The sequence below is a fragment of the Spiribacter salilacus genome (assembly GCF_009649225.1).
GTDB classification, from domain to species: Bacteria; Pseudomonadota; Gammaproteobacteria; order Nitrococcales; family Nitrococcaceae; genus Spiribacter; species Spiribacter salilacus.
In genome coordinates, this window is record NZ_WJPP01000002.1 from 166,090 (window position 1) to 187,682 (window position 21,593).

The 21,593-nt window shown below is 54.1% G+C and carries 21 protein-coding genes; 13 read left to right on the plus strand and 8 right to left on the minus strand.

Annotated features, from left to right (window positions below; translation table 11 throughout):
- Positions 1-5 precede the first annotated feature (5 nt).
- From glyA to GH984_RS04020, 4 genes are read right to left on the minus strand one after another with little or no spacing between them, the layout of a single operon-like run.
- Positions 6-1,274 (minus strand): serine hydroxymethyltransferase, encoded by a 1,269-nt coding sequence (glyA, locus tag GH984_RS04005; protein ID WP_153718923.1) that lies wholly within the window; start codon positions 1,272-1,274, stop codon positions 6-8.
- A gap of 52 nt (positions 1,275-1,326) precedes the next feature.
- Entirely contained in the window at positions 1,327-2,121 is a 795-nt protein-coding gene (locus GH984_RS04010) for an ABC transporter substrate-binding protein (RefSeq protein WP_369691930.1), read from the minus strand.
- 1 nt (position 2,122) lies between these two features.
- Positions 2,123-2,812: an energy-coupling factor ABC transporter ATP-binding protein gene (locus GH984_RS04015; protein WP_369691931.1), complete on the minus strand. Its 690-nt coding sequence runs from the start codon at positions 2,810-2,812 to the stop codon at positions 2,123-2,125.
- The gene (locus tag GH984_RS04020; protein ID WP_153718924.1) at positions 2,812-3,507 is read right to left on the minus strand and encodes an ABC transporter permease; all 696 of its coding nucleotides are present in this window, start codon (positions 3,505-3,507) and stop codon (positions 2,812-2,814) included. Before GH984_RS04020 ends, GH984_RS04015 begins: the two co-directional genes overlap by 1 nt.
- A 71-nt stretch (positions 3,508-3,578) precedes the next feature.
- Here GH984_RS04020 and ettA point away from each other — a divergent pair, with 71 nt between their 5' ends.
- Both ettA and purU read left to right on the plus strand, forming a co-directional pair.
- Complete coding sequence (gene ettA, locus GH984_RS04025; protein WP_153718925.1) at positions 3,579-5,246, plus strand: energy-dependent translational throttle protein EttA; 1,668 nt, start codon at positions 3,579-3,581, stop codon at positions 5,244-5,246.
- Positions 5,247-5,251: 5 nt separating this feature from the next.
- Positions 5,252-6,106 (plus strand): formyltetrahydrofolate deformylase, encoded by an 855-nt coding sequence (gene purU / locus GH984_RS04030; RefSeq protein WP_153718926.1) that lies wholly within the window; start codon positions 5,252-5,254, stop codon positions 6,104-6,106.
- Here purU and GH984_RS04035 read toward each other — a convergent pair.
- On the minus strand, positions 6,099-6,431 hold the full coding sequence (locus GH984_RS04035) for a hypothetical protein (RefSeq protein ID WP_153718927.1): 333 nt from the start codon (positions 6,429-6,431) through the stop codon (positions 6,099-6,101). The genes purU and GH984_RS04035 overlap by 8 nt on opposite strands.
- A 98-nt stretch (positions 6,432-6,529) precedes the next feature.
- On the opposite strand from GH984_RS04035, the gene metH reads away from it, so the two are divergent.
- From metH to GH984_RS04060, 5 genes are read left to right on the plus strand one after another with little or no spacing between them, the layout of a single operon-like run.
- Positions 6,530-10,231, plus strand: a complete 3,702-nt coding sequence (gene metH / locus GH984_RS04040; protein ID WP_153718928.1) for a methionine synthase — start codon at positions 6,530-6,532, stop codon at positions 10,229-10,231.
- Between the two features lie 28 nt (positions 10,232-10,259).
- Positions 10,260-10,802 (plus strand): invasion associated locus B family protein, encoded by a 543-nt coding sequence (locus tag GH984_RS04045; protein WP_172973162.1) that lies wholly within the window; start codon positions 10,260-10,262, stop codon positions 10,800-10,802.
- A 4-nt stretch (positions 10,803-10,806) separates the two neighbouring features.
- Entirely contained in the window at positions 10,807-11,127 is a 321-nt protein-coding gene (locus tag GH984_RS04050) for an HPF/RaiA family ribosome-associated protein (protein ID WP_153718930.1), read from the plus strand.
- Positions 11,128-11,145: 18 nt separating this feature from the next.
- Complete coding sequence (locus GH984_RS04055) at positions 11,146-13,329, plus strand: glycosyltransferase (RefSeq protein WP_153718931.1); 2,184 nt, start codon at positions 11,146-11,148, stop codon at positions 13,327-13,329.
- Positions 13,326-14,006 (plus strand): polysaccharide deacetylase family protein, encoded by a 681-nt coding sequence (locus GH984_RS04060; protein WP_153718932.1) that lies wholly within the window; start codon positions 13,326-13,328, stop codon positions 14,004-14,006. The genes GH984_RS04055 and GH984_RS04060 overlap by 4 nt, the downstream gene beginning before the upstream one ends.
- Here GH984_RS04060 and GH984_RS04065 read toward each other — a convergent pair.
- Complete coding sequence (locus tag GH984_RS04065) at positions 13,978-14,583, minus strand: superoxide dismutase (protein WP_153718933.1); 606 nt, start codon at positions 14,581-14,583, stop codon at positions 13,978-13,980. The two genes, GH984_RS04060 and GH984_RS04065, sit on opposite strands and share 29 nt — an antisense overlap.
- Positions 14,584-14,685: 102 nt before the next feature.
- Between GH984_RS04065 and GH984_RS04070 the strand changes: the two genes are divergently transcribed.
- From GH984_RS04070 to GH984_RS04080, 3 genes are read left to right on the plus strand one after another with little or no spacing between them, the layout of a single operon-like run.
- Positions 14,686-15,222, plus strand: a complete 537-nt coding sequence (locus GH984_RS04070) for an SHOCT domain-containing protein (RefSeq protein WP_153718934.1) — start codon at positions 14,686-14,688, stop codon at positions 15,220-15,222.
- A gap of 11 nt (positions 15,223-15,233) precedes the next feature.
- Positions 15,234-16,103: a DMT family transporter gene (locus tag GH984_RS04075; RefSeq protein WP_216643617.1), complete on the plus strand. Its 870-nt coding sequence runs from the start codon at positions 15,234-15,236 to the stop codon at positions 16,101-16,103.
- Between the two features lie 13 nt (positions 16,104-16,116).
- Positions 16,117-16,641, plus strand: a complete 525-nt coding sequence (locus GH984_RS04080; protein WP_153718935.1) for a DUF2058 domain-containing protein — start codon at positions 16,117-16,119, stop codon at positions 16,639-16,641.
- Here the strand turns inward: GH984_RS04080 and GH984_RS04085 are convergent.
- On the minus strand, positions 16,611-18,665 hold the full coding sequence (locus GH984_RS04085; RefSeq protein ID WP_153718936.1) for a S9 family peptidase: 2,055 nt from the start codon (positions 18,663-18,665) through the stop codon (positions 16,611-16,613). The genes GH984_RS04080 and GH984_RS04085 overlap by 31 nt on opposite strands.
- Positions 18,662-19,540, minus strand: coding sequence for a DMT family transporter (locus GH984_RS04090; RefSeq protein WP_253939114.1), 879 nt, complete (start codon positions 19,538-19,540; stop codon positions 18,662-18,664). Before GH984_RS04090 ends, GH984_RS04085 begins: the two co-directional genes overlap by 4 nt.
- A 106-nt stretch (positions 19,541-19,646) precedes the next feature.
- Here GH984_RS04090 and GH984_RS04095 point away from each other — a divergent pair, with 106 nt between their 5' ends.
- Genes GH984_RS04095 through GH984_RS04105 form a run of 3 tightly spaced genes read left to right on the plus strand, consistent with a single transcriptional unit; the run spans position 19,647 to position 21,592 of the window.
- Positions 19,647-20,111: an FKBP-type peptidyl-prolyl cis-trans isomerase gene (locus GH984_RS04095; protein WP_153718937.1), complete on the plus strand. Its 465-nt coding sequence runs from the start codon at positions 19,647-19,649 to the stop codon at positions 20,109-20,111.
- Positions 20,112-20,129: 18 nt separating this feature from the next.
- Complete coding sequence (locus tag GH984_RS04100; RefSeq protein ID WP_369691932.1) at positions 20,130-20,891, plus strand: ABC transporter ATP-binding protein; 762 nt, start codon at positions 20,130-20,132, stop codon at positions 20,889-20,891.
- On the plus strand, positions 20,888-21,592 hold the full coding sequence (locus GH984_RS04105; RefSeq protein WP_153718938.1) for an ABC transporter ATP-binding protein: 705 nt from the start codon (positions 20,888-20,890) through the stop codon (positions 21,590-21,592). Before GH984_RS04100 ends, GH984_RS04105 begins: the two co-directional genes overlap by 4 nt.
- Position 21,593: the final 1 nt, after the last annotated feature.

Consider the following 21,593-nt stretch of genomic DNA (forward strand, 5'->3'; position numbering starts at 1 on the left):
ATCGGTTACTGCCCTTGCAAGGCCTCGTAAACTGGAAAGCGCCCACACACTTCGGTGACTCGGTTACGCACCTCGGCAATCACCGCCGGATTGTCGATGTTATCGAGCACATCGCAAATCCAGTGGCCCAAGGCAGCGCTCTCTGCTTCCGTAAAGCCGCGGGTGGTGATGGCCGGCGTACCGATGCGCAAGCCAGAGGTCACAAAGGGTGACTGCGGATCGTTAGGCACCGTATTTTTATTGACGGTGATATGCGCATCTTCAAGCGCAGCATCTGCCGCTTTTCCGGTTAAACCTTTGTCGATTAGGTCCATTAAGAACAGATGGTTATCGGTACCACCCGATACGACCTTGTAACCGCGCTCCATTACTGCCGCGGCCATTGCCTGCGCGTTTTTAATCACCTGCTCTTGGTAGGCCTTAAACGTTGGATCCTGCGCTTCTAAAAAGGCAACGGCCTTGGCCGCAATAACATGCATTAACGGGCCGCCCTGCGTACCCGGGAAAATCAATGATTGCAGCTTTTTGGTTACATCAGGATTTTCGCGGGCTAGGATTAATCCGCCCCGCGGGCCCCGCAAGCTTTTGTGAGTGGTGGTTGTGACCACATCAGCATGCGGCACCGGGCTTGGATAAACGCCGGCTGCCACCAAGCCAGCCACATGGGCCATATCAGCCACTAACCAAGCACCGGCCGCATCCGCAATTGCCCTAAAACGCGCCCAATCGATAACCCGCGAATAGGCAGAAAACCCTGCAACAATAATTTTGGGCTTGTGCTCAAGCGCAAGGCGTTCAACTTCTTCATAGTCAATTTCGCCTGTTGACGAAGTCACGCCATACTGCACGGCGTTGTACAGTTTGCCGGAGAAATTGGGGGCCGCGCCGTGCGTTAAATGCCCGCCATGATCAAGACTCAAGCCCAGCAACGTATCGCCCGGCTTTGCCAAGGCCATAAACACGGCTAAGTTGGCCCCTGAGCCAGAATGTGGCTGCACATTGGCATAAGCTGCGCCGAATAGGGCTTTTGCCCGGTCAATAGCCAGCTGCTCAGCCACATCAACAAATTCACAACCGCCGTAGTAGCGTTTGCCAGGATAACCTTCTGCGTATTTATTGGTCAGCACGCTGCCCTGCATTTCTAAAACGCGCGGGCTGGCGTAGTTCTCTGAGGCAATTAGCTCGATATGCGCTTCTTGCCGGCGGCGCTCGTTGGCAACCGCTTCGGCTAATTCGACATCGAACCCGGCAACGGACATGCTGCTCGGAAACATTGGCTATCCCCTTAGTAAAACTGTACTGAAAAGACCGTAAATTATAGCGGATTCAGTTTGGTGTGAACAGTTGATGACCATTGAGTTGGTATTGTGAAATTGCGGTTTGCCCTGCCTCACTTACCAGCCAGTCATGCCACACCCTTGCTAGGTCAACCTTTACCGGGTGCCGATTGGGATTCACTAAGATGCTGCTATATGGGTTATGCAGGGCCTGATCGCCCTGAAAAACAATACTCAGGCCTTGCCGGTTTGAAAAGCTCAGCCAGGTTGCACGATCCGCTAGGGTATACGCTTGCATCGCTGCTGCGGTGTTCAATGCAGCGCCCATGCCGGCACCCAATTCCCGATACCAGGCGCCAGTCGGTTTAATACCCACGTCAGCCCAGAGCAATAATTCTTTTTTATGGGTACCACTGTCATCACCGCGAGAAGCAAAAGGCGCCTTAGCCTGAGCAATCCGCTCAAAACCCTCTGCCACAGTGTCTGCCCCTAGCACCCCGGCGGGGTCATCCTTTGGCCCTACCACCACAAAATCGTTAAACATCACTGCCCGGCGATCAATGCCACAACCGTCTGCAACAAACTGCTGCTCTGCAGCCGGCGCATGTACAAGCACTGCGTCTGCATCACCATTACAGCCAATCGCCAACGCCTGGCCGGTACCCACGGCCACAACCCGCACCGAAATACCCGTTTGCGCTTGAAAAATGGGCACAATAAATTCAAAAAGCCCCGAATGCTCGGTTGATGTGGTTGACGCTAAGGTAATAAATTTCTGATCGTCGGCGGGCACCGAAGCTGCTAAAAAAAGACCCACAAGCGCCCCTAAAATACGCCGCCTCACGCTACAAAACCTCTGCCACTGGGCCTTTTTTAACTATCTGCCCGCGTTCAAGTAAAAGACACTCATCCGCCATTCGGCGCGCTTGGCTTACGCTGTGCGTTACCATCACCACTTTACTGCCGTTGGCATGAAATTGATCAATCGCCGCCTCAACTGCCACCGTGGCATCGGGGTCTAGAGCAGAGGTAGGTTCGTCTAAAAACAGCACCTCGGGCTTTAAAACCCAAGCCCGCGCCAACGCAAGCCGCTGTTGCTCACCACCCGAAAGATGCCGGGCAGACCGCTTTGCCAATGCCTCTAAGCCAAATAGAGACAAAGCAGCTGTAGTTTCAACACGCGCCTGATCCTTTGGTATACCGCGAAGTTTTAGTGAGTAGAGGGCATTTGCCCACACCGAGCGTCGCAGCAAAATGGGGCGCTGAAAAACCATCGCCTGCCGTTGCCGCACCGCCGTATATTCAGGGCTTTTCGCTTCAGCCCCGTCGCCACAGCGAATCTGCCCGGCAGTGGGTTTAAGCAGCCCATGGCAAAGGCGCAGCAAAAGACTTTTGCCTGCGCCGTTTGGGCCAACAATCACGGTGCGCTGGCCCGCGTTGAGCTGAAAATCCAGCGGCCCCAGTAAACTCACCCCCGAGGGTGCAAAGGTAACGCCCTCAAATACAATCGGCAGCGTCTTTTGTGGAACACCCACTATTCGTACCGCCTTTTTGCCAGCTCGCCCACGCCAAATGCCATCGCATTAATCAGTAGCGTGAGCGTCATCAAAATAGCGCCTAGAGCAAGGGCAAGCTCAAGGTTTCCCTTACTGGTTTCCAGCGCAATTGAGGTTGTCATCACGCGGGTCACGCCGGCAATGTTGCCTCCCACAATCAACACGGCGCCAACCTCAGCCGTTGCACGACCAAAGCCAGCAAGCAAAGTGGTGACCAGACTAAATCGACCATCCCACAACAAAGTGGGAATGGCGCGCAAACGGCTCGTTCCCAACGAGGTGAGCTGCTCGTGATACTCATCCCACAAATCACTCACCATCTGCCGGGTAAGCGCCGCCACAATAGGAAAGATTAATAATGCCTGCACCACCACCATGGCCGCGGGCGTAAACAGCAAGCCCAGCGAGCCTAACGGCCCCGCGCGCGAGAGCATTAAATACACCAACAGACCTGCCACTACGGGGGGTAACCCCATGAGTGCATTAAGCAAAACAATCACGGCACCCCGCCCCGGAAAGTGATACAGCGCAATCGCCGCACCCACGGGCAGCGCCAGCAAACTGGCAAAAAACACAGCCGACAGACTGACCTGCAGAGACAGCTGCACAATGCCGAGCAACACCGCGTCACCAGCAAGAACTAACCAGGCCGCGCCGGCAAACGCGTCTCCCATTTAGCTGCCTCCCCTTAAAAAAACCCAGCCAACAACTTCAATCCCACCCGCTGACACCGTAAACTACGCGAATGGCACAATATATCTACACAATGAACCGGGTCGGCAAAGTCGTCCCGCCCAAAAAACATATACTAAAAGACATTTCCTTATCATTCTTTCCCGGGGCCAAAATTGGCGTGCTGGGGCTGAATGGCTCTGGTAAGTCCACGCTACTGCGCATTATGGCGGGGATCGATACAGATATTGAAGGGGAAGCGCGCCCGCAAGCTGGCACCAAAATCGGTTACTTGGCGCAGGAGCCAGAGCTTGATGCCAACAAAGATGTGCGCGGCAACGTAGAAGAAGGCGTTGCCGAAACCAAGGCACTGCTCGATGCGTTTAATGAGATATCGGCCAAGTTTGCCGAGCCAGATGCCGATTTTGAAGCATTAATGGCTGATCAAGCCAAGTTGCAGGATAAGATTGACGCTGCCGATGCTTGGGACCTAGAGCGCAAGCTTGACCAAGCCGCAGAGGCATTACGCCTGCCTGCTTGGGATGCGGATGTCAGCAAACTTTCTGGCGGTGAAAAACGCCGCGTGGCGCTTTGCCGGCTGCTGCTCTCCAACCCCGACATGCTGTTACTCGACGAGCCAACTAACCACTTAGATGCCGAATCGGTCGCTTGGCTCGAGCGGTTTCTTGCCGAATTTCCAGGCACCGTGGTGGCGGTTACGCATGATCGCTACTTCCTTGATAACGTGGCGGGCTGGATTCTTGAGCTTGATCGCGGGCATGGCATTCCCTGGGAGGGCAATTACTCCTCTTGGCTCGAGCAAAAAGATCAGCGCCTAGCGCAAGAGGCCCGCGAGCAGGCCTCGCACCGCAAAGCCATGCAGGCTGAGCTAGAGTGGGTACGCTCTAACCCCAAGGGGCGGCAGTCTAAAAGTAAGGCGCGCTTAAAGCAGTTTGATGAGCTGCAGTCACGCGAGTTTCAGGAGCGTAACGAAACTAACGAAATCTACATTCCGCCTGGTCCACGGCTAGGTAATGTGGTTATCGAAGCCGAACATATTCGCAAAGGATTTGGCGATACCCTGCTGGTTGATGACCTGTCATTCGCCATTCCGCCTGGCGGCATTGTGGGCATTATCGGCCCTAATGGTGCGGGTAAAACCACCCTCTTTCGTATGCTGGTCGACCAAGAGCAGCCTGACGAGGGCAATTTGCGCCGCGGCGAAACGGTAGATTTAGCCTATGTCGATCAAAGCCGTGATCACCTAGATGACAGCAAAACGGTGTGGGAAGAGATCTCTGGCGGGCATGACATTCTTCAAGTCGGCAAGTTTGAGATGCCCTCTCGCGCGTATTGCGGGCGGTTTAACTTTAAAGGCCAAGATCAGCAAAAGCGCATTGGTGATTTGTCAGGTGGTGAGCGTAATCGCGTTCATCTTGCCAAGCTTCTCCAGCGGGGTGGCAACCTTTTACTACTCGATGAGCCCACTAATGATCTTGATGTCGAAACGCTGCGCGCGCTTGAAGAAGCCCTGTTAGTTTTCCCAGGCTCCGCATTGGTTATTTCACATGATCGCTGGTTCTTGGATCGTATCGCCACGCATATTTTGGCGTTTGAGGGCGATAGTCAGGTCACTTGGTTCGAGGGCAATTATCAGGAATACGAAGCAGATCGGCGCAAGCGCTTGGGCGATGAAGCACTGAACCCGCACCGTATTAAATATCGACGCTTGGCAGGGTAAACCGCATGACCACCGCAACGCTTCTAATGCACTGCAAAGACCAGCAAGGCCTGGTGGCTAAAGTCACCCGATTTATTGCGGAAAATGGCGGTAATGTGATCGACCTTGAGCAGCATGTTGACCGCGCAGAGGGCATGTTTTTTATGCGGGTCAATTGGGAGCTCAACGGCTTTGCCCTATCCCCCGATGAAATTGGCCCTGCTTTTGAGTCACAAATTGCCGAGCCAAGCGGGATGTCATGGCAATTGCATCAGCATAGCGCGCGCCCACGAGTGGCTATTTTTGTTTCTAAGCTTGCGCATTGTTTTCATGACCTGCTGGCGCGCTGGCAATCAGACGAGTGGGATATTGATATTCCGTTAATCATCAGCAACCACGAAGATATGCGCCCCGTTGCTGAGCAGTTTGGCTTGCCCTATTTCTGCTTCCCCATTACGGCGGAAAACAAAATTGAGCAAGAAGCTAAAGAGCTTGAGCTACTGGCTGAACATGATGTCGACTTGATCGTACTTGCACGTTACATGCAGGTCATTAGCCCACAAATGATTGAGGCCTATCCTGAGCGGATTATTAACATCCATCACTCATTTTTGCCTGCCTTTGCCGGTGCCAAGCCCTATCATGCGGCGCATGCCCGCGGCGTTAAGGTAATTGGAGCCACCAGTCATTACGTAACCGCTGAGCTCGATGCCGGGCCGATTATCGAGCAAGACGTTACCCCAATTTCACATCGAGACTCTATTGAAACGCTGGTGCGCAAAGGGCGTGATCTTGAAAAGCTGGTGCTAGCGCGGGGGGTTTTAGCCCATCTGCAGCGCAAAACGCTGGTCTATCGAAATCGCACCATCGTGTTTAGCTGAAATCATCATCCTTAGGAAAATCGACCGGCTTATCAATCGGCGGTAGGCCCGCCTTTTTTTGGGCAACAATTTGCCATGTGATGTGCCACATGCCCATTGCCAGACCAAATAGCCCCAGAAACGCCAGCACTGGGCTTGATACAAATGGCGTTGTGAACAACAGCCACAGTGCAGCACCAAAGGCAAACCACCTTGCGGCAAACTGCCCGCAATGATCCCGGCACCAGCGCGCGCGCTCTAAAGCGGATGCGCTGGCTAACGGCGGCTGATGCAAATGCCAAATGGCCAACAAATAAGCCGCTGCTTTGCTCAAATAATGACTCATGTTTGCATTATGGACGTCTAAGCCCCGCTACGGTAGTACGGTTTTGCGCATCAGGATAGAATGGTGGGCTGAATTTAACCAAGATCGGAGTTTAGTCCATGTCAGCGCGAATCGATCGATTGCGCCAAATTCTTGCCGAGCGAATTGCCCTGCTCGATTGTGCAATGGGGACGATGATTCAGTCCTATGCACTGGAGGAGGCAGATTTTCGCGGTAAGCGATTTGCTGATCATCCGCGCGACCTCAAAGGCAACAACGACCTGCTGGTGCTAACGCGGCCAGACATCATTCTAGACATCCACCGCGAAAATCTGGCCGCTGGTGCCGATATTCTTGAAACCAATACGTTCTCAGCCACGCAAATTGCCCAAGCCGACTATGGTCTTGAGCCACTGGCCCGAGAAATTAACGTGGCTGCCGCACAACTGGCCCGCCAAGCCTGCGACGAGTTTGAAGCCACCGACCCCAGTCGCCCAAGGTTAGTTGCTGGCGCCATCGGCCCCACCAATCGCACCGCGTCTATTTCGCCCGATGTTAACGACCCCGGTAAACGCAACGTCACCTTTGATGAGTTGGTCGAAACCTATCGAGAGGCCGCCGAAGGGCTTATCGAGGGCGGTGCCGATTTGCTGCTGGTTGAAACCATTTTCGATACGCTCAACGCAAAAGCCGCCATTTATGCATTAGAAACGCTGTTTGAAGAGCGCGGTGAGCGCTGGCCGGTCATGATCTCTGGCACCATCACCGATGCCTCAGGGCGCACATTATCCGGCCAGACAACCGAAGCATTTTGGAACTCCATCCGGCATGCCCGCCCCTTTACGGTAGGGCTCAACTGCGCGCTGGGTGCTGATTTGATGCGGCCATTTGTGCAAGAAATCAGTCGAGTGGCAGACACCTTCGTCACCATTTACCCCAATGCCGGGCTGCCAAACGAGTTTGGTGAGTACGATCACTCTGCCGAATTTATGGCCAAAATCATGCGTGAATTTGCAGAAAGTGGGTTTGTGAACATTATCGGTGGGTGTTGTGGCACCACGCCCGCGCACATTCGCGCCTTAGCTAAAATGGTCGATGGATTGCCACCGCGGCCCATCCCCACCCCTGAAACCGCCATGAAACTCTCAGGGCTTGAGCCGTTTAATATCAGTGCCTCATCGCTATTTGTGAATATTGGTGAGCGCACTAACGTCACGGGCTCAGCCCGCTTTAAACGACTGATCAAAGAAGAAGACTACGACACGGCTTTAGACGTGGCGCGCGAGCAGGTTGAAGGCGGCGCGCAGATGATCGATGTCAACATGGACGAGGGGATGCTCGATGCGTCCGCTGCGATGGAGCGGTTTTTACGCCTTGTCTCTGCAGAGCCAGACATCGCACGCGTACCGGTGATGATCGATTCTTCTAAGTGGGAAGCCATCGAAATTGGCCTTAAATCGGTGCAGGGCAAATCCGTTGTAAATTCCATCTCGCTTAAAGAAGGTGAAGCCCCCTTCCTTAAGCAAGCGGGTGAGCTCCGCCGCCATGGGGCCGCAGTTGTTATTATGGCGTTTGACGAGCAAGGTCAGGCCGATACGTATGAGCGGCGCATTCAAATTTGCGAGCGAGCCTATCGCTTGCTGGTGGATACGCTCGACTTCCCGCCAGAAGATATTATTTTTGACCCCAACATCTTCCCCGTTGCCACCGGCATACCCGAACATGATCGCTACGCCGTGGACTTCATTGCCGCCACGCGCTGGATCAAAGAAAACCTGCCGCATGCCAAAGTCAGCGGTGGCTTATCGAATATCTCATTTTCATTTCGTGGCAATAACGCGGTGCGTGAAGCCATGCATTCGGTATTTTTATACCACGCCATTCGCGAAGGCCTCGATATGGCAATCGTCAATGCCAGCCAACTGGAGGTGTATGACGATATTGACCCAGAGCTTCGCGAACACGTTGAAGATGTCATCTTGGCGCGCCGTGAAGATGCCACAGAGCGACTGCTTGATTTAGCAGAACGCTACAAAGGCCAGGGCATGAAGCGCCGAGAGGAAGACTTATCTTGGCGCGAACAACCGGTTGCAAAGCGCTTAGAGCACGCACTGGTTAAAGGTATTGCTGAATATGTCGATGACGATGTTGAGGAGGCACGCCAGCAGTTTGATCGCCCCATAGAGGTAATAGAAGGCCCGCTCATGGATGGCATGAATGTGGTGGGCGATTTGTTTGGCGAGGGCAAAATGTTCCTGCCCCAGGTGGTCAAATCGGCGCGCGTTATGAAAAAAGCCGTGGCCTATCTGCTGCCGTATATCGAAGAAGAAAAAGCCCTCTCAGGCAACACCGATGATGAACCTGCCGGACGTATTCTCTTAGCAACGGTCAAGGGCGATGTGCACGATATCGGCAAAAACATTGTGGGAGTAATTCTGCAATGCAATAACTTTGCCGTGACCGATATGGGGGTCATGGTACCTGCCGAAAAAATTCTTGATGCCGCCATTGAACATCGCGCTGATATTATTGGACTATCAGGGCTCATCACGCCCTCACTCGACGAAATGGTTAATGTGGCTAAAGAAATGGAACGCCGCGGGCTAAAGCTCCCACTACTGATTGGGGGCGCTACCACCTCTCGGGTGCACACAGCGGTCAAAATTGCGCCGCAATACAGCGCAGAAACCATTTACGTCAAAGATGCCTCCCGTGCCGTAGGCGTAGCCAGCAATTTGGTGAGTGATACGCGACGTAGCGACTTTGTGGCAAGCATTCTTGAAGACTACGAGCGGGTTCGCACGCAGCATGCCAGCCGGCAAAAACGCCAAAAATGGATCAGCCTAGAGCAAGCCCAAGCCAATCGAACCCCCATAGACTGGTCGGCATGGACACCCACCCGGCCCAATCAACCCGGCATTCATGTGCTAGAGCCAGCGCTAGAAGAGCTAGTGCCGTATATTGACTGGAGCCCGTTCTTTCACGCCTGGGAACTCGCTGGGTCTTACCCTAAGATTTTAGATGACGAGGTAGTTGGCGAAGAGGCGCGTAAGTTATTGGACGATGCAAAAGCAATGCTAGCGCGCATTGTTAAAGAGCGCTGGCTAACCGCTCGTGGTGTCTGTGGCTTATTCCCGGCCAACGCGGTAGGTGATGACACGGTGCTGTATACCGATGAAAATCGCACCGAAGAGCTAATAACGCTGCACCATCTGCGTCAACAAAACGAAAAGCCCGAAGGCCGGCCCAATCAGTCTTTGGCCGACTTTGTGGCGCCTATAGACACGCAAAAGCCCGATTGGATGGGGGCCTTTGCCGTAACAACGGGCATTGGGATTGACGCACCGGTTGCCGAATTTGAGGCAGACAATGACGACTACAACGCCATTATGCTCAAGGCGCTGGCAGATCGACTGGCGGAGGCCTTCGCTGAAATGCTGCATACCAAAGTACGGCGTGAGATATGGGGCTATGCCGCCGATGAAGACTTGGATAATGCTGAGCTGATTGCCGAGGCTTACAAAGGCATTCGGCCAGCACCGGGTTACCCCGCCTGCCCTGATCACACCGAGAAGGATTTACTGTGGCAGCTGTTAGATGTTGATAACCGCATTGGCCTAAAACTGACCGAAAGTCGCGCCATGTACCCAACGGCTGCCGTGTCGGGTTGGTACTTTGGCCACCCCGACAGTCGCTATTTTGGGTTAGGACGCATTTACCGCGATCAGGTTGAGGATTACGCTACACGCAAAGGCATGAGTCGACGTGAAGTAGAACGATGGCTTGCGCCCAACCTCGGGTATGAACCCGAAGACAGTTAACTTTGGCAAAAGAAAGGATGCGCATACCGTGTTAAAAAATCTGCTTTTCACACTGGCACTCGTGCTAATGGGTGCTTCCAGCGTCAACGCTCAATCGCTAGACGAGCCCATGGATGAGCCGTTACCCGAGCCCGAAGTGCGCGGCACGTTTGACGACTGGGTTGTCCGTTGTGGCCCTGCTGACCCCGATGCCTTTGGTGCAGAAGACCTCTGCGAGATGTATCAGCAGGTTAGCGAACAAGAAAGCGGGCAAACCGTTTTAGAGATGGTCATCGGCTATCCGCCGGGCGAAAGCGAGCTTGTGGCACTAATGAGCTTACCGCTTGGCATACGCTTGCCACCGGGCGGGCAGCTGCGTGTGGAAGATCGAGAACCGGTCAGCTTCCCCATTCAGATTTGCATCGACTCGGGCTGCCGAGCCGACGTTGCGTTAGATGAAGAAACGGTTAGTGCCATGCGCAGCGGCATGGAGGCAGCCGTGGTCATCGCTGACCCACAAGGGCGTGGTGTTGCGCTGCCCATTTCACTGCGTGGCTTTTCAGCGGCACTTGACGAACTAGAAGGACTTTAAGCGAATGAATTTATTAATTAACCCGGGCGATGGTATTCACCTATCTGATGCACTGCGTGAGCATCTGCAAAGCAAGCTTGAGCCGGTTGAGCGCAAACATGGTGAGCGACTCACGCGCATTGAAGCGCATTTCAAAGATGAAAATGCGCAAAAAGGCGGGCGAGATATTCGCTGCTTACTAGAAGCCCATCCTCGCGGGGCAGATCCCATCGTTGCTGATGCACTGGAAGAAGACGCCTACACAGCAGCCCATCGGGCAGCCGGCAAACTCGACCGGGCCCTAGCAAGCCACTTCGACAAAGCGGATCGTATTCGCCGAGACTAACGTTAGCAGTCCTATACCATGGCATTACGCATCGCCGTTATTTTTATCCTATTGCCGGTGATGCTTGCCTGGTACTGGCTCGGCTTGTTAATTGATGAAGTCATTTTTCGGGGGTATCGATCGGTCAAGATCAAAGCCCCCGTCTTTATTATTGGTGTTCCAAGAAGTGGAACCACCGCATTGCACGAAACACTGGCCAAAGATGCGCAATTTACAACAATGCGTGCCTGGGAGTGTCTTCTTGCCCCTGCTGTTAGCCACCGCTTTTTGCTGCGCGGACTTGTACGTACTGACCGTAAGCTCGGCGCCCCGCTCATGCGTTTTGCCCGCTGGATACATCGCAGAGCCATCGAACCGCTCACCGGCGCCCATCCACTTAAAGCGCGTGCGCCAGAAGAAGATTACCTAACCCTTTTGCCGCATCTATCTGCCTTTATTTTGATTGTGGTCTTTCCGCGGTGGGAGCGGCTCTGGCGCATTGGCTCAGGCGATGCCCTGCTCAGCCGAGCCGAGCAACAACGCCTCATGCGGCGATATCGACGTGCCATTCAGCGGCATCTGTATTTTCACGGGCCTGCTGCCGGGCGATATTTAGCCAAAAATGCCAGCTTTGCCACCTTGGCCGGCTGTCTGTCAGACGCTTTTCCAGATGCCCGCCTAATCGCCTGTTTAAGAGAGCCAGAGGCGGTTGTGTCTTCGCAACTCTCCAGCCTGCTGCCGGCACTCGAGCTTTTACATGGACAGCGCCAAACCGCTTATTTACAAGAGCGCATGCTTAATCAATTGCATCGGGCGTATCGCAGCCTACTCGATACATTGGCGCAATCCGCGCCAGATCGGGCAATCTATTTGCCACTTAATGCACAACGCCAAAATCTGTCGGCCTCGCTAAAAACCGCATACCAACATCTCGACCTGCCGCTGTCACCCGAATTTCAAGACTATTTAGAGCAAGCCGAACAGCGCGCGCGCACGCATCGCTCAAACCACAAACATACATTGGCCGGGCAAGGCTTAAACGAATCAACCATTCAATCTCAGTTTGGCGATATTGCCGATGATTTTGATTTTGCGCAGCAACATCCTCAGCCCGTTGCCGAGCGCAACCCGCCCCAGATGCCGCTACGCGTGGCACTGATTTGCGACTCACCGCCAGAGCGCAATGGCGTTGGCGCCTATTACAGCGATATTGCTGCTTATCTTACCGGCCGAGTCACTCACGTCTCGCTAATCAGCCCAGGGGCAGAGGCCCACCCCATGCCAATTTGGCTGTCGCTCGCGCTACCCGGAGACGACACCCAAAAACTTAAGCTACCCTCACCCTTTGCGTTTTGGCGGTATTTACATAGCCTTAACCCGCATGCGGTGGTTATTTCCGCGCCGGGGCCCTTTGGCATTTTGGCAGCTTGGGCGGGTAAACGATTAGGCGCAAAGGTCATTTTTGGTCTGCATACCGACTATGAAGCGCTTGCCGAAATGTACTGGGGCCCTGTCCTTCGGCGGGTCAATCGGTTTTTTATGGCCCGAATTAATCGCTTTATTATTCGTCGCAGTGATGTGGTGGTAAGCAACTCAGCGCAAATGCAGCAGCTTGCCGCGTCTCTCCAGGCCAAGGCGGTTGCTACGGTGGGCACGCCGGTGCCACATCGGTTTTTAGACACGATACCAAAGCCGCCAACCACACCCCCACAAAAAGTGCTATTTATTGGCAGGCTGTCGGCCGAAAAAAATATCGAAGCGGTGTTGGAGGCCGCTCGGCAACTGCCCGACCTGCAGTTTACGATTGCTGGCGATGGCCCTTTGCGCGATACCGTTCAAGCCGCCGCCACGGCGCAAGCCAATGTGCATTATCTCGGCTGGATGGAGCGCAGCGCGCTTATCCCCACACTCGATGCGGCTGACATCTTGGTATTGCCCTCAGAGGTAGAAGCCTTTGGTACGGTTGCGCTTGAGGCGTTAAGCCGGGCGCGTATCACGCTTGTCTCTGCCGGTTGCGGTATTGCCGATTGGCCAGAGTTTAAAGACGCCCTGTGGGTGATGGCGCCTCAACAATCAGTTACCACAGCACTGCAAGAAATTCTCAAAACACCCGCAGACACGCTGGGCATACGCGCAGAGCAAGGCCGTGAAGCGGCAAAGCAGATGACGCAACGCTGCATTGATGAGTGGGTTGAGCTATTGAATGGAGCGCCCCGCACATGAATATCATGCTGAGCATTCATGATGTGATGCCACGGCACCTGACAGCGGTCAGTCAGCTAATTGAGAAAACCCGCGCATTGGGTTGGCCGCCCGCCACATTGCTTGTGGTGCCGCATGCAGACTGGTCTGCCGAGCAAATTGACCAACTTAAAAGCTGGTCAGCACAAGGCCATCCGCTAGCCGGCCATGGTTGGACGCATCATGTTGAGCAGTTTGGGGGATGGTGGCACCGTCTGCACAGCGCACTTATTTCGCGCGATGTGGCCGAGCATTTAGCACTGGATGCAAATGGCATCTTAGCCCTCATGCGCCGCTGCCATGGCTGGTTTGCTGATCAGGGCCTGCCTGCGCCAACCTTGTATGTGCCACCCGCCTGGGCACTGGGCAATCTGCCTACTCGGCGCCTAACAGAGCAACCTTTTGAAGCGGTAGAAACACTACGCGGAATTTTAACCATTAAAACAGGGCGGCGGGATTATCGTGCGCTGCTGGGTTATGAGGCGGATAACGCCCTCCGCGCACTGGCATTACGCACCAGCAACGCGGCTAATCGCCGCTGGGCCGCATCTCAAGGGTTAAGAATAGGCCTGCACCCACCAGATGCAGACCTCTTACTAGCAGCAGATCTTTGGAACGATCTAACGCGCTTTAGCCCGCGTCTGCCAAAAGCCGATTAACCTCATCCCAGTTAACGACTTCCCAAAATGCCGCCACATAGTCGGGCCGGCGATTCTGATAGCGCAGGTAGTAGGCATGCTCCCAAACATCTAGGCCCAAAATGGGTGCGCCCTTGTCTTCGGCCACATCCATAATCGGGTTATCTTGATTGGGAGTAGAGGTGACTTTGACACCCTGCGGAGTGGCGATTAACCAGGCCCAACCTGAGCCAAATCGACCTAGGGCCGCATTAGTAAACTGCTCTTGGAAAGCATCAAAACTGCCAAAGGCCGAATCGATGGCACTGGCTACCGCACCGGTGGGAGCGCCGCCGCCATTGGGTGATAGCATCTTCCAAAATAATGAGTGGTTGTAATGCCCACCGCCATTATTACGCACAGCCGCAGGCAAACCGGAGACCTGCTTGAGAAGTGACTCAAGCGCCTCACCCTCATGCGCGGTGCCGGCGATTGCGTCGTTGAGCTTGGTAACATAGGTGTTGTGATGCTTGGTATGGTGGATTTCCATTGTCATCGGATCAATCGCACGATCCAGCGCATCGTAATCATAAGTCAGCTCAGGCAAAGTAAACGCCATAGCAAATCTCCTTGTTGATGTTTATTGACCAATAAAGTACCACACCGGTACTCATTCTGTGTTGGTGTATAATCCGACCTAGTAAAAATGAAGAGGGTTCACATGAAAATTCAACCACTACTCTTTGGGGCTCCAATCGTACTGGCACTTAGTGCTTGTGGTGGGTCGGTGCCAACGCTCGATTTTATGGGTGGCGGAAGAGTCGTTAATGCTGAATCCGTAGACCCAAGCTCGGTAGTGGTCAGCACAGACTTACCGGAACTAACAGCGCAGCAAACCGGCCTATACAATAGCGCGCGGGCAGCCAATTGCCGCACCGTGCCAGGGCGTCAAGCGGCATTTGATGCGGCGTTAAACGAACTGCGTGAAAAAGCCGCACAAGATGGGGCAGATCATCTTCGCATTAATGGTATTGGGCCATTAGAAGAGCGGGGCGACTGCAGCATGCAAGTATTTCGTATGAATGGCACCGGTTATGCACACCTGCCCGATACGCCTGAAGCAGCTGCCTCCGCACCGTCAATAGAAGATTCGCTAACCACACGGCTTGAAGAAATTGATGCCTTGTTAGATCGCGGCCTGATTAATCGCGAGGAGCATGACGACCTGCGTCAACGCATTCTCGACCAAGCTTACTAAAGGCGATTGCCTTGCATCGCTCAGCGCTGCCAGGCGCCTTTGTTTTGCTTTGGAGCACCGGTTTTATCGGTGCTCGCTTGGCAGACCCGTACATCGAGCCGTTAACGCTGCTCGCCATTCGTATGGTTATTGCTGCCAGCCTATTAGCCGTCATTGCGCTGGTTACACGCGCATCTTGGCCTGAATCGCTACGCATGGCATTGCATATCGCCATTGCCGGGCTGTTAGTGCATGCCACTTATTTAAGCGGCGTTTTTATTGCTATTAATTTAGGCCAAGCGGCGGGGGTTACGGCTATTTTGGTGGCTCTGCAGCCGCTGCTAACGGCCACTTTAGTGGGGCCTTTACTTGGCGAGCAGGTTACCCGCTGGCAATGGCTTGGCCTTATCCTCGGCTTACTCGGCGTTATCTTTGTGATATCGGGTCGTATCGAGGGCGGCATCATCACCGCTGGCACACTCGCCGCCAGCTTATTTGCATTAATTGGCATCACGCTAGGCACCTTGTACCAAAAGCGCTTTTGCTCGCATGCCGATTTACGCAGTGGCGGCGCCATTCAGTTTGCCGCCAGCGCCATCGTACTCATTCCTGCCGCATTATTGCTTGAAACCCAAACCATTGAGTGGACGGGCGAGCTGATCTTTGCACTGGCCTGGTTAGTGTTGGTGTTATCGGTGGGGGCCATTGGCCTGCTCTACACGTTAATACGTCGAGGCGATGCCTCACGCGTTGCCAGTCTTTTTTATCTCGCACCACCATTTACGGTTTTGCTAGCATGGTTATTCTTTGGCGAGCAATTGGGCCCCAGCGCACTGCTCGGGTTGGCGGTGGTTGTAATGGGCGTTGCCCTAGTACAACGCCGTCCCGCGGCAACGACTTAAGAGCGGAATCTACATGAGTGATAGCTTACGCGATCAGCTGCTAAAAGCCGGGCTTGCCAAGGAGCAAGACCTGCGTAAAGTCAAAACCCAAAAGCGGCAGAAACGCCGCCGAGGCGAGGCAGATACCGAGCAAGACGCCGCGCGCTCTGCTGCTGCACAAAAAGAAGCCGATCAGCGAGCACGCGATCGCACCTTAAATCGACGGCGCCAAGAAGAGCAGCAACGCGCAGCCGATGAACATGCGGCTCGGCAAATGGTGATCGATGCGGAAATTGAGCATGGGGGCGATGTGCGGTTTAACTTTACGCATAAAGACCGCATTCGGCCGATTTATGTGTCGGCTGAGCAGCGCCAGCAGCTTGCCGATGGCAAGCTAGCAATTGCCCGTACGCGGGGGCGTTATCGGTTAATTCCCGTTGAGCTTGTCGAAAAAATTCGCGCCCGAGCGGATTTTTTAATTGCCTGGAGCCCAACCGATCAGTCTAGTGATGAGGCCGCTTATCCCGATCATCCAGTGCCGGATGATTTAATTTGGTAGGCACGCAGTAAAAACGCGTAGCGATACGCCACCTCTTCAAGATACTCAAACCGCCCAGCAGCCCCACCGTGCCCTGCACTCATATTGGTGCGCAGTAATATCTCGTTGGGGCTTTGGCTTTCGGCACGCAATCGGGCCACCCATTTTGCTGGCTCCCAATAGGTTACCCGTGGGTCAGACACACCAGCGGTTACCAGCATCGTGGGGTAGGTCTGGGCCTTAATGTTGTCGTACGGAGAATACGCGGCAATGGTGGCGTAATCAGTGGCATCCAATAGCGGATTACCCCACTCCGGCCATTCGGGTGGGGTCAGCGGAAGGCTGTCATCGAGCATCGTATTCAGGCAGTCCACAAACGGCACATCGGCAACGGCGGCATGAAAAAGCTCTGGGCGGCGGTTAAGCACTGCCCCAACCACCATCCCACCTGCGCTACCCCCATGTAGGGTTATCCTTCCAGCGCCGGTGTAGCCTTGGGCAACCAGTGCCTCAGCCGCCGCAATGGTGTCGTTAAACGTATTCTCTTTTAACCGCCCACGCCCTTCTCGATACCAACGATAACCGCGCTCACGCCCACCACGAACATGCGCAATGGCATAAACAAACCCCCGATCCACAAGCGATAAACGATTGGGTGAAAACCCCGGCAGCTCGCTAATGCCATACGCGCCATAAACATAGAGGAGTAATGGCGAATCTGCGCTCGGCGGATGGTTTCGATGATAAAACAACGACACAGGCACCTGCTCGCCATCGGGCGCAGGTGCTTGAATGCGCTGACTTACATAATCCGAAGCTGTATGCCCTGAGGGAATCACCTGCTGTTTGCGGAGCACCCGCTCACGCGTATCCATCGCGTAGTCGTAAACCTCTGCAGGGCGGGTAAAACTACTGCGCACAAAACGCAACGTATCGGTGGCATATTCAAAACCGGGCACAAGCCCTAGCTCAACACAAATCTCATCATCGTCAATGACATGCTCATTGCCACTGACTAAAGAGCGAACCACAATCCTTGGCGTAGCCTCGGTCAGCTCTTCTCTAACCAACCAATGCTCAAAAACCAACATGCTCTCAATTAACCGCCCAGGCTCATGATCAATCCACGGCTGCCAGTCTGCTCGCGTAGTTGCACCAATCGGCGCCCGGCAAATACAAAAATCTTCAGCGCCATTCGCGTTGGTTAAAATTAACCACTCTGAGCCGGAGTCGCTCACGGAATACTCTACATCGCGTTCACGCGGAGCAATCACTCGTGGCGCCATATCTGGGCGTGCTGCCTCTAGCCAGCGCACCTCTGAGGTGGTGTGATCGTGGCTGTCGATCAACAAAAAGCGACCACTCTCCGTTGGCTCAACGCTCAAGAAAAACCCAGGGTCCGCTTCGGTATACACCAGCCGGTCATCGCTGGCTGGCGCACCTAGGCAATGCCGATAAACCCATCGCGGGCGATATTCCTCATCAATACGGGTGTAGAGAAACTGGGCAGAGTCACTGGCCCAAGCCACATCGCCCCGGGCATCTTCAATCTGCTCGGGAAGATCTTTGCCGGTTTGTAAGTCTCGAATATGCAGCACAAACGCCTCAGCACCCACCCGGTCAACCGCGTACACCAAATAGCGATGGTTTGGGCTATGTACCGCACTGCCAAGGCGAAAGTAGTCACTGCCGGCTGCTTCGGCATCTCCATCAAGTAATAATTGCTCATCGGCGTCGGCTGGCGAATCTATGGGGCGGCGACATACCAACGGCTGCTGTCCGCCTTCGCGATATCGGGTGTAATAAAGCCAAGGCCCATCCGGCGATGGCACACTGCTATCGTCTTCTCGCAAGCGGCCGCGCAACTCTTTTACAAGCGCTTTGCGTAAGGGCTCTACCGATTCCATCACGCTGTTGGCGTAGTCGTTTTCTGCTTCTAAAAAGGCTCGAATTGCCGGGTCTAATTGCTGCGGATCCTGCATCGCCTCTCGCCAGTTTGCATCTCGCAACCAGGCGTAGGGGTCGTGATTGTGTGAAGGATTCATGCTCTTGACTCCCGCAAGCCCAGCCAGCCGTGAATGGCCACCGTGAGTAAAATTACACCGCCACCAATAAAGGTAAGCTCTGGTACTGCCTCACTTAACAGCCACCATACCCAAATGGGCCCCAGCACGGTCTCTACCAACAAGCACAGGCTAACCTCAGGTGAGGAGATATACCGTGTGGCCGCTGCGATCATCAACATCGCCAAGGGCATTTGCACAATACCCATCACGCCTACCACCGCATAGCTTTGTAAACTCAGCGCAAATGGGCTGGCAAACGGAATGGCCATCAGCCCAGCCACTGCGCCACTTAAACAGATTAATGGCAGTCTCGGTACGGCCGGAAATCGACGCAAAATGGTGAGATGCGCGCCCAAACAGATCGCAAGTAGCAGCGCATAAAAGTCTCCAATGCCGGTGCCGCCCTGCAGCCCACCGCCAAACACCACTAAAACGCCGGCCACGGCGGCAAAAATTGCTGCCCAGGTTCGGGGCCGAACCGGCTCTCGTAAAAAGACCCGTGAAAATAAGGCCGCAAAAAACGGCGATGCGGCCAAAATAACCACGGTATTGGCGGCAGCCGTATTGGCCACGGACAAAACAAATAGCGTGGTATTACCTGAGAGTAAAATAATGGTGGCAATAATTAGCCAGCGATCTCGCACACGTGTTGGCAGAGTAAAACTTTGCCGGTTAACCAACATCCACAAGGCTAGCGTTAGGCAAATTAACCAGCCACGCCAAAAAACGATATCCCAATGCGGTGCGGCTGCCAACCGCACCATGAGCGCATCAAAGCTCACCAACAACACGCCACCTAGGGCAATCAGAAGGCCACGTGTATGGCTTGGCATGGCGGCATAAAAGGCTTTCATCGCAACAGCCTAATGCCTTCACGACAAACTGACCAGTCTAGGATTTGTGACAAACCGGCGCGACGTTTACACTTCGTCAGTTCATTCAAGTGCTTGAGAGGACATCATGCAGATTGCGAAAAACGCCGTTGTCGCTATTGACTACACGCTACACGACACGGAAGGAGAGGTGATTGATTCCTCTCCAGAAGGAGAACCACTTCGTTACCTGCATGGCGCAGGCAATATCATCCCAGGTCTAGAAAATGCCCTAGAGGGCAAAACGGCAGGGGAAGATTTAGAAGTGACCATCGCCCCGGCCGATGCCTATGGCGAGCGAGATGATCGGCTGACCCAAGACGTGCCACGCAGCATGTTTGAGGGTGTTGAAGATATTAAGGCGGGCATGCGCTTTCAGGCCCAGACAGAGTCTGGTCCTCAGGTGGTAACGGTGGCCGCGGTCACGGGTGATCAGGTTACCGTTGATGCCAACCATCCGCTGGCGGGTGAAACGCTGAAGTTTACGGTGCGTATTGCCGATGTTCGTGAGGCCTCCGAAGAGGAGATTAGTCACGGCCACGTGCACGACTAACAGGCGGCCTAACTTGCTGTGATTGAAGTTGATGGCATCTCAAAAGCGTTTGGCGGACTGCAAGCGGTTCGGGATGTTTCATTCACAGTAGAAAAAGGCGGCATCACCGGTCTCATCGGCCCCAATGGGGCCGGTAAGACCACGGTATTTAATATGATTGCCGGGGCCTTTGCGCCAGATACCGGCACGATCCGCCTGAATGGCGAGAACATTACCGGCCTACCCACGCATCAGCTCTTTCATAAGGGGCTTGTGCGAACCTTTCAAATCCCGCACGAATTCTCGCGCATGAGCGTGCGTGAAAATCTTATGTTGGTGCCAGCAAAACAATCTGGAGAGCGATTGCTGGAAAACTGGCTACGCTGGTGGCGGGTGATTCGAGAAGACCGTCAAATCCTTAAAAAAGCCGATGAGGTTTTGGACTTTCTTGAAATTGGTCATTTACGTAACGAACTGGCCGGCAATCTATCGGGTGGGCAAAAAAAACTGCTTGATCTGGGCCGTACAATGATGACCGATGCACGGGCTGTTTTGCTCGATGAACCGGGCGCTGGCGTCAATCGCACCCTATTGGGCAAGCTGACCGAGGCCATTCAAAGGCTCAACAAAGAACACGGTTACACCTTTTGTGTGATCGAGCACGACATGGATTTAATTGCCCGCCTATGCGATCCGGTGATTGTAATGGCCAACGGCGAAATTCTTGCCTCGGGCGATATCGATAGCGTGCGCGATAACCCCGATGTTAGAGAAGCCTATTTGGGTAGTGGTGCGGCATGAGCTTACTAACAGCGCAGGGTATTTACGCCGGCTACGGCGAAGCCGACATCTTGCAGGGCATTAACCTGACCGTTGGCGCTAATGAAATTGTGGTGATTGTTGGGCCCAACGGGGCTGGCAAATCGACAGCAATGAAGGCGGTGTTTGGGCTTGTTCCCATTCGCCAAGGCCGCATTGAATATGTGGGCGAAGACATTACCAATCAACCGCCCGAGCGCATGGTGGCTCGGGGGATTGCCTATGTGCCGCAAGAAGCCAACGTTTTTCCGTCATTATCCGTATTAGAAAACTTAGAGCTGGGCGCTTATGCCATTGCCGGCGATATCACCCCACGCCTAGAAAAAGTCTACGAAATCTTTCCACGCTTAAAAGAACGTCGCCAACAACAGGCAGGCGTGATGTCAGGCGGAGAACGGCAAATGGTGGCCATGGGTCGAGCTTTAATGATCGAGCCCCGACTTTTAATGCTTGATGAGCCTACCGCCGGCTTATCGCCACGCCTGATTGATGAAACCTTTGAGCGCATTCGCGAAATTAACGCCTTGGGTATCGGGGTATTGATGGTTGAACAAAACGCCCGGCAAGCACTGGCCATTGCTGATCGTGGCTATGTGTTGGCAAGCGGGCGTAATCGGCATGAAGACACCGGCGCTGGGCTACTGGCCGATCCTGAAGTGGCAAAGATGTTTTTGGGCGGATGAT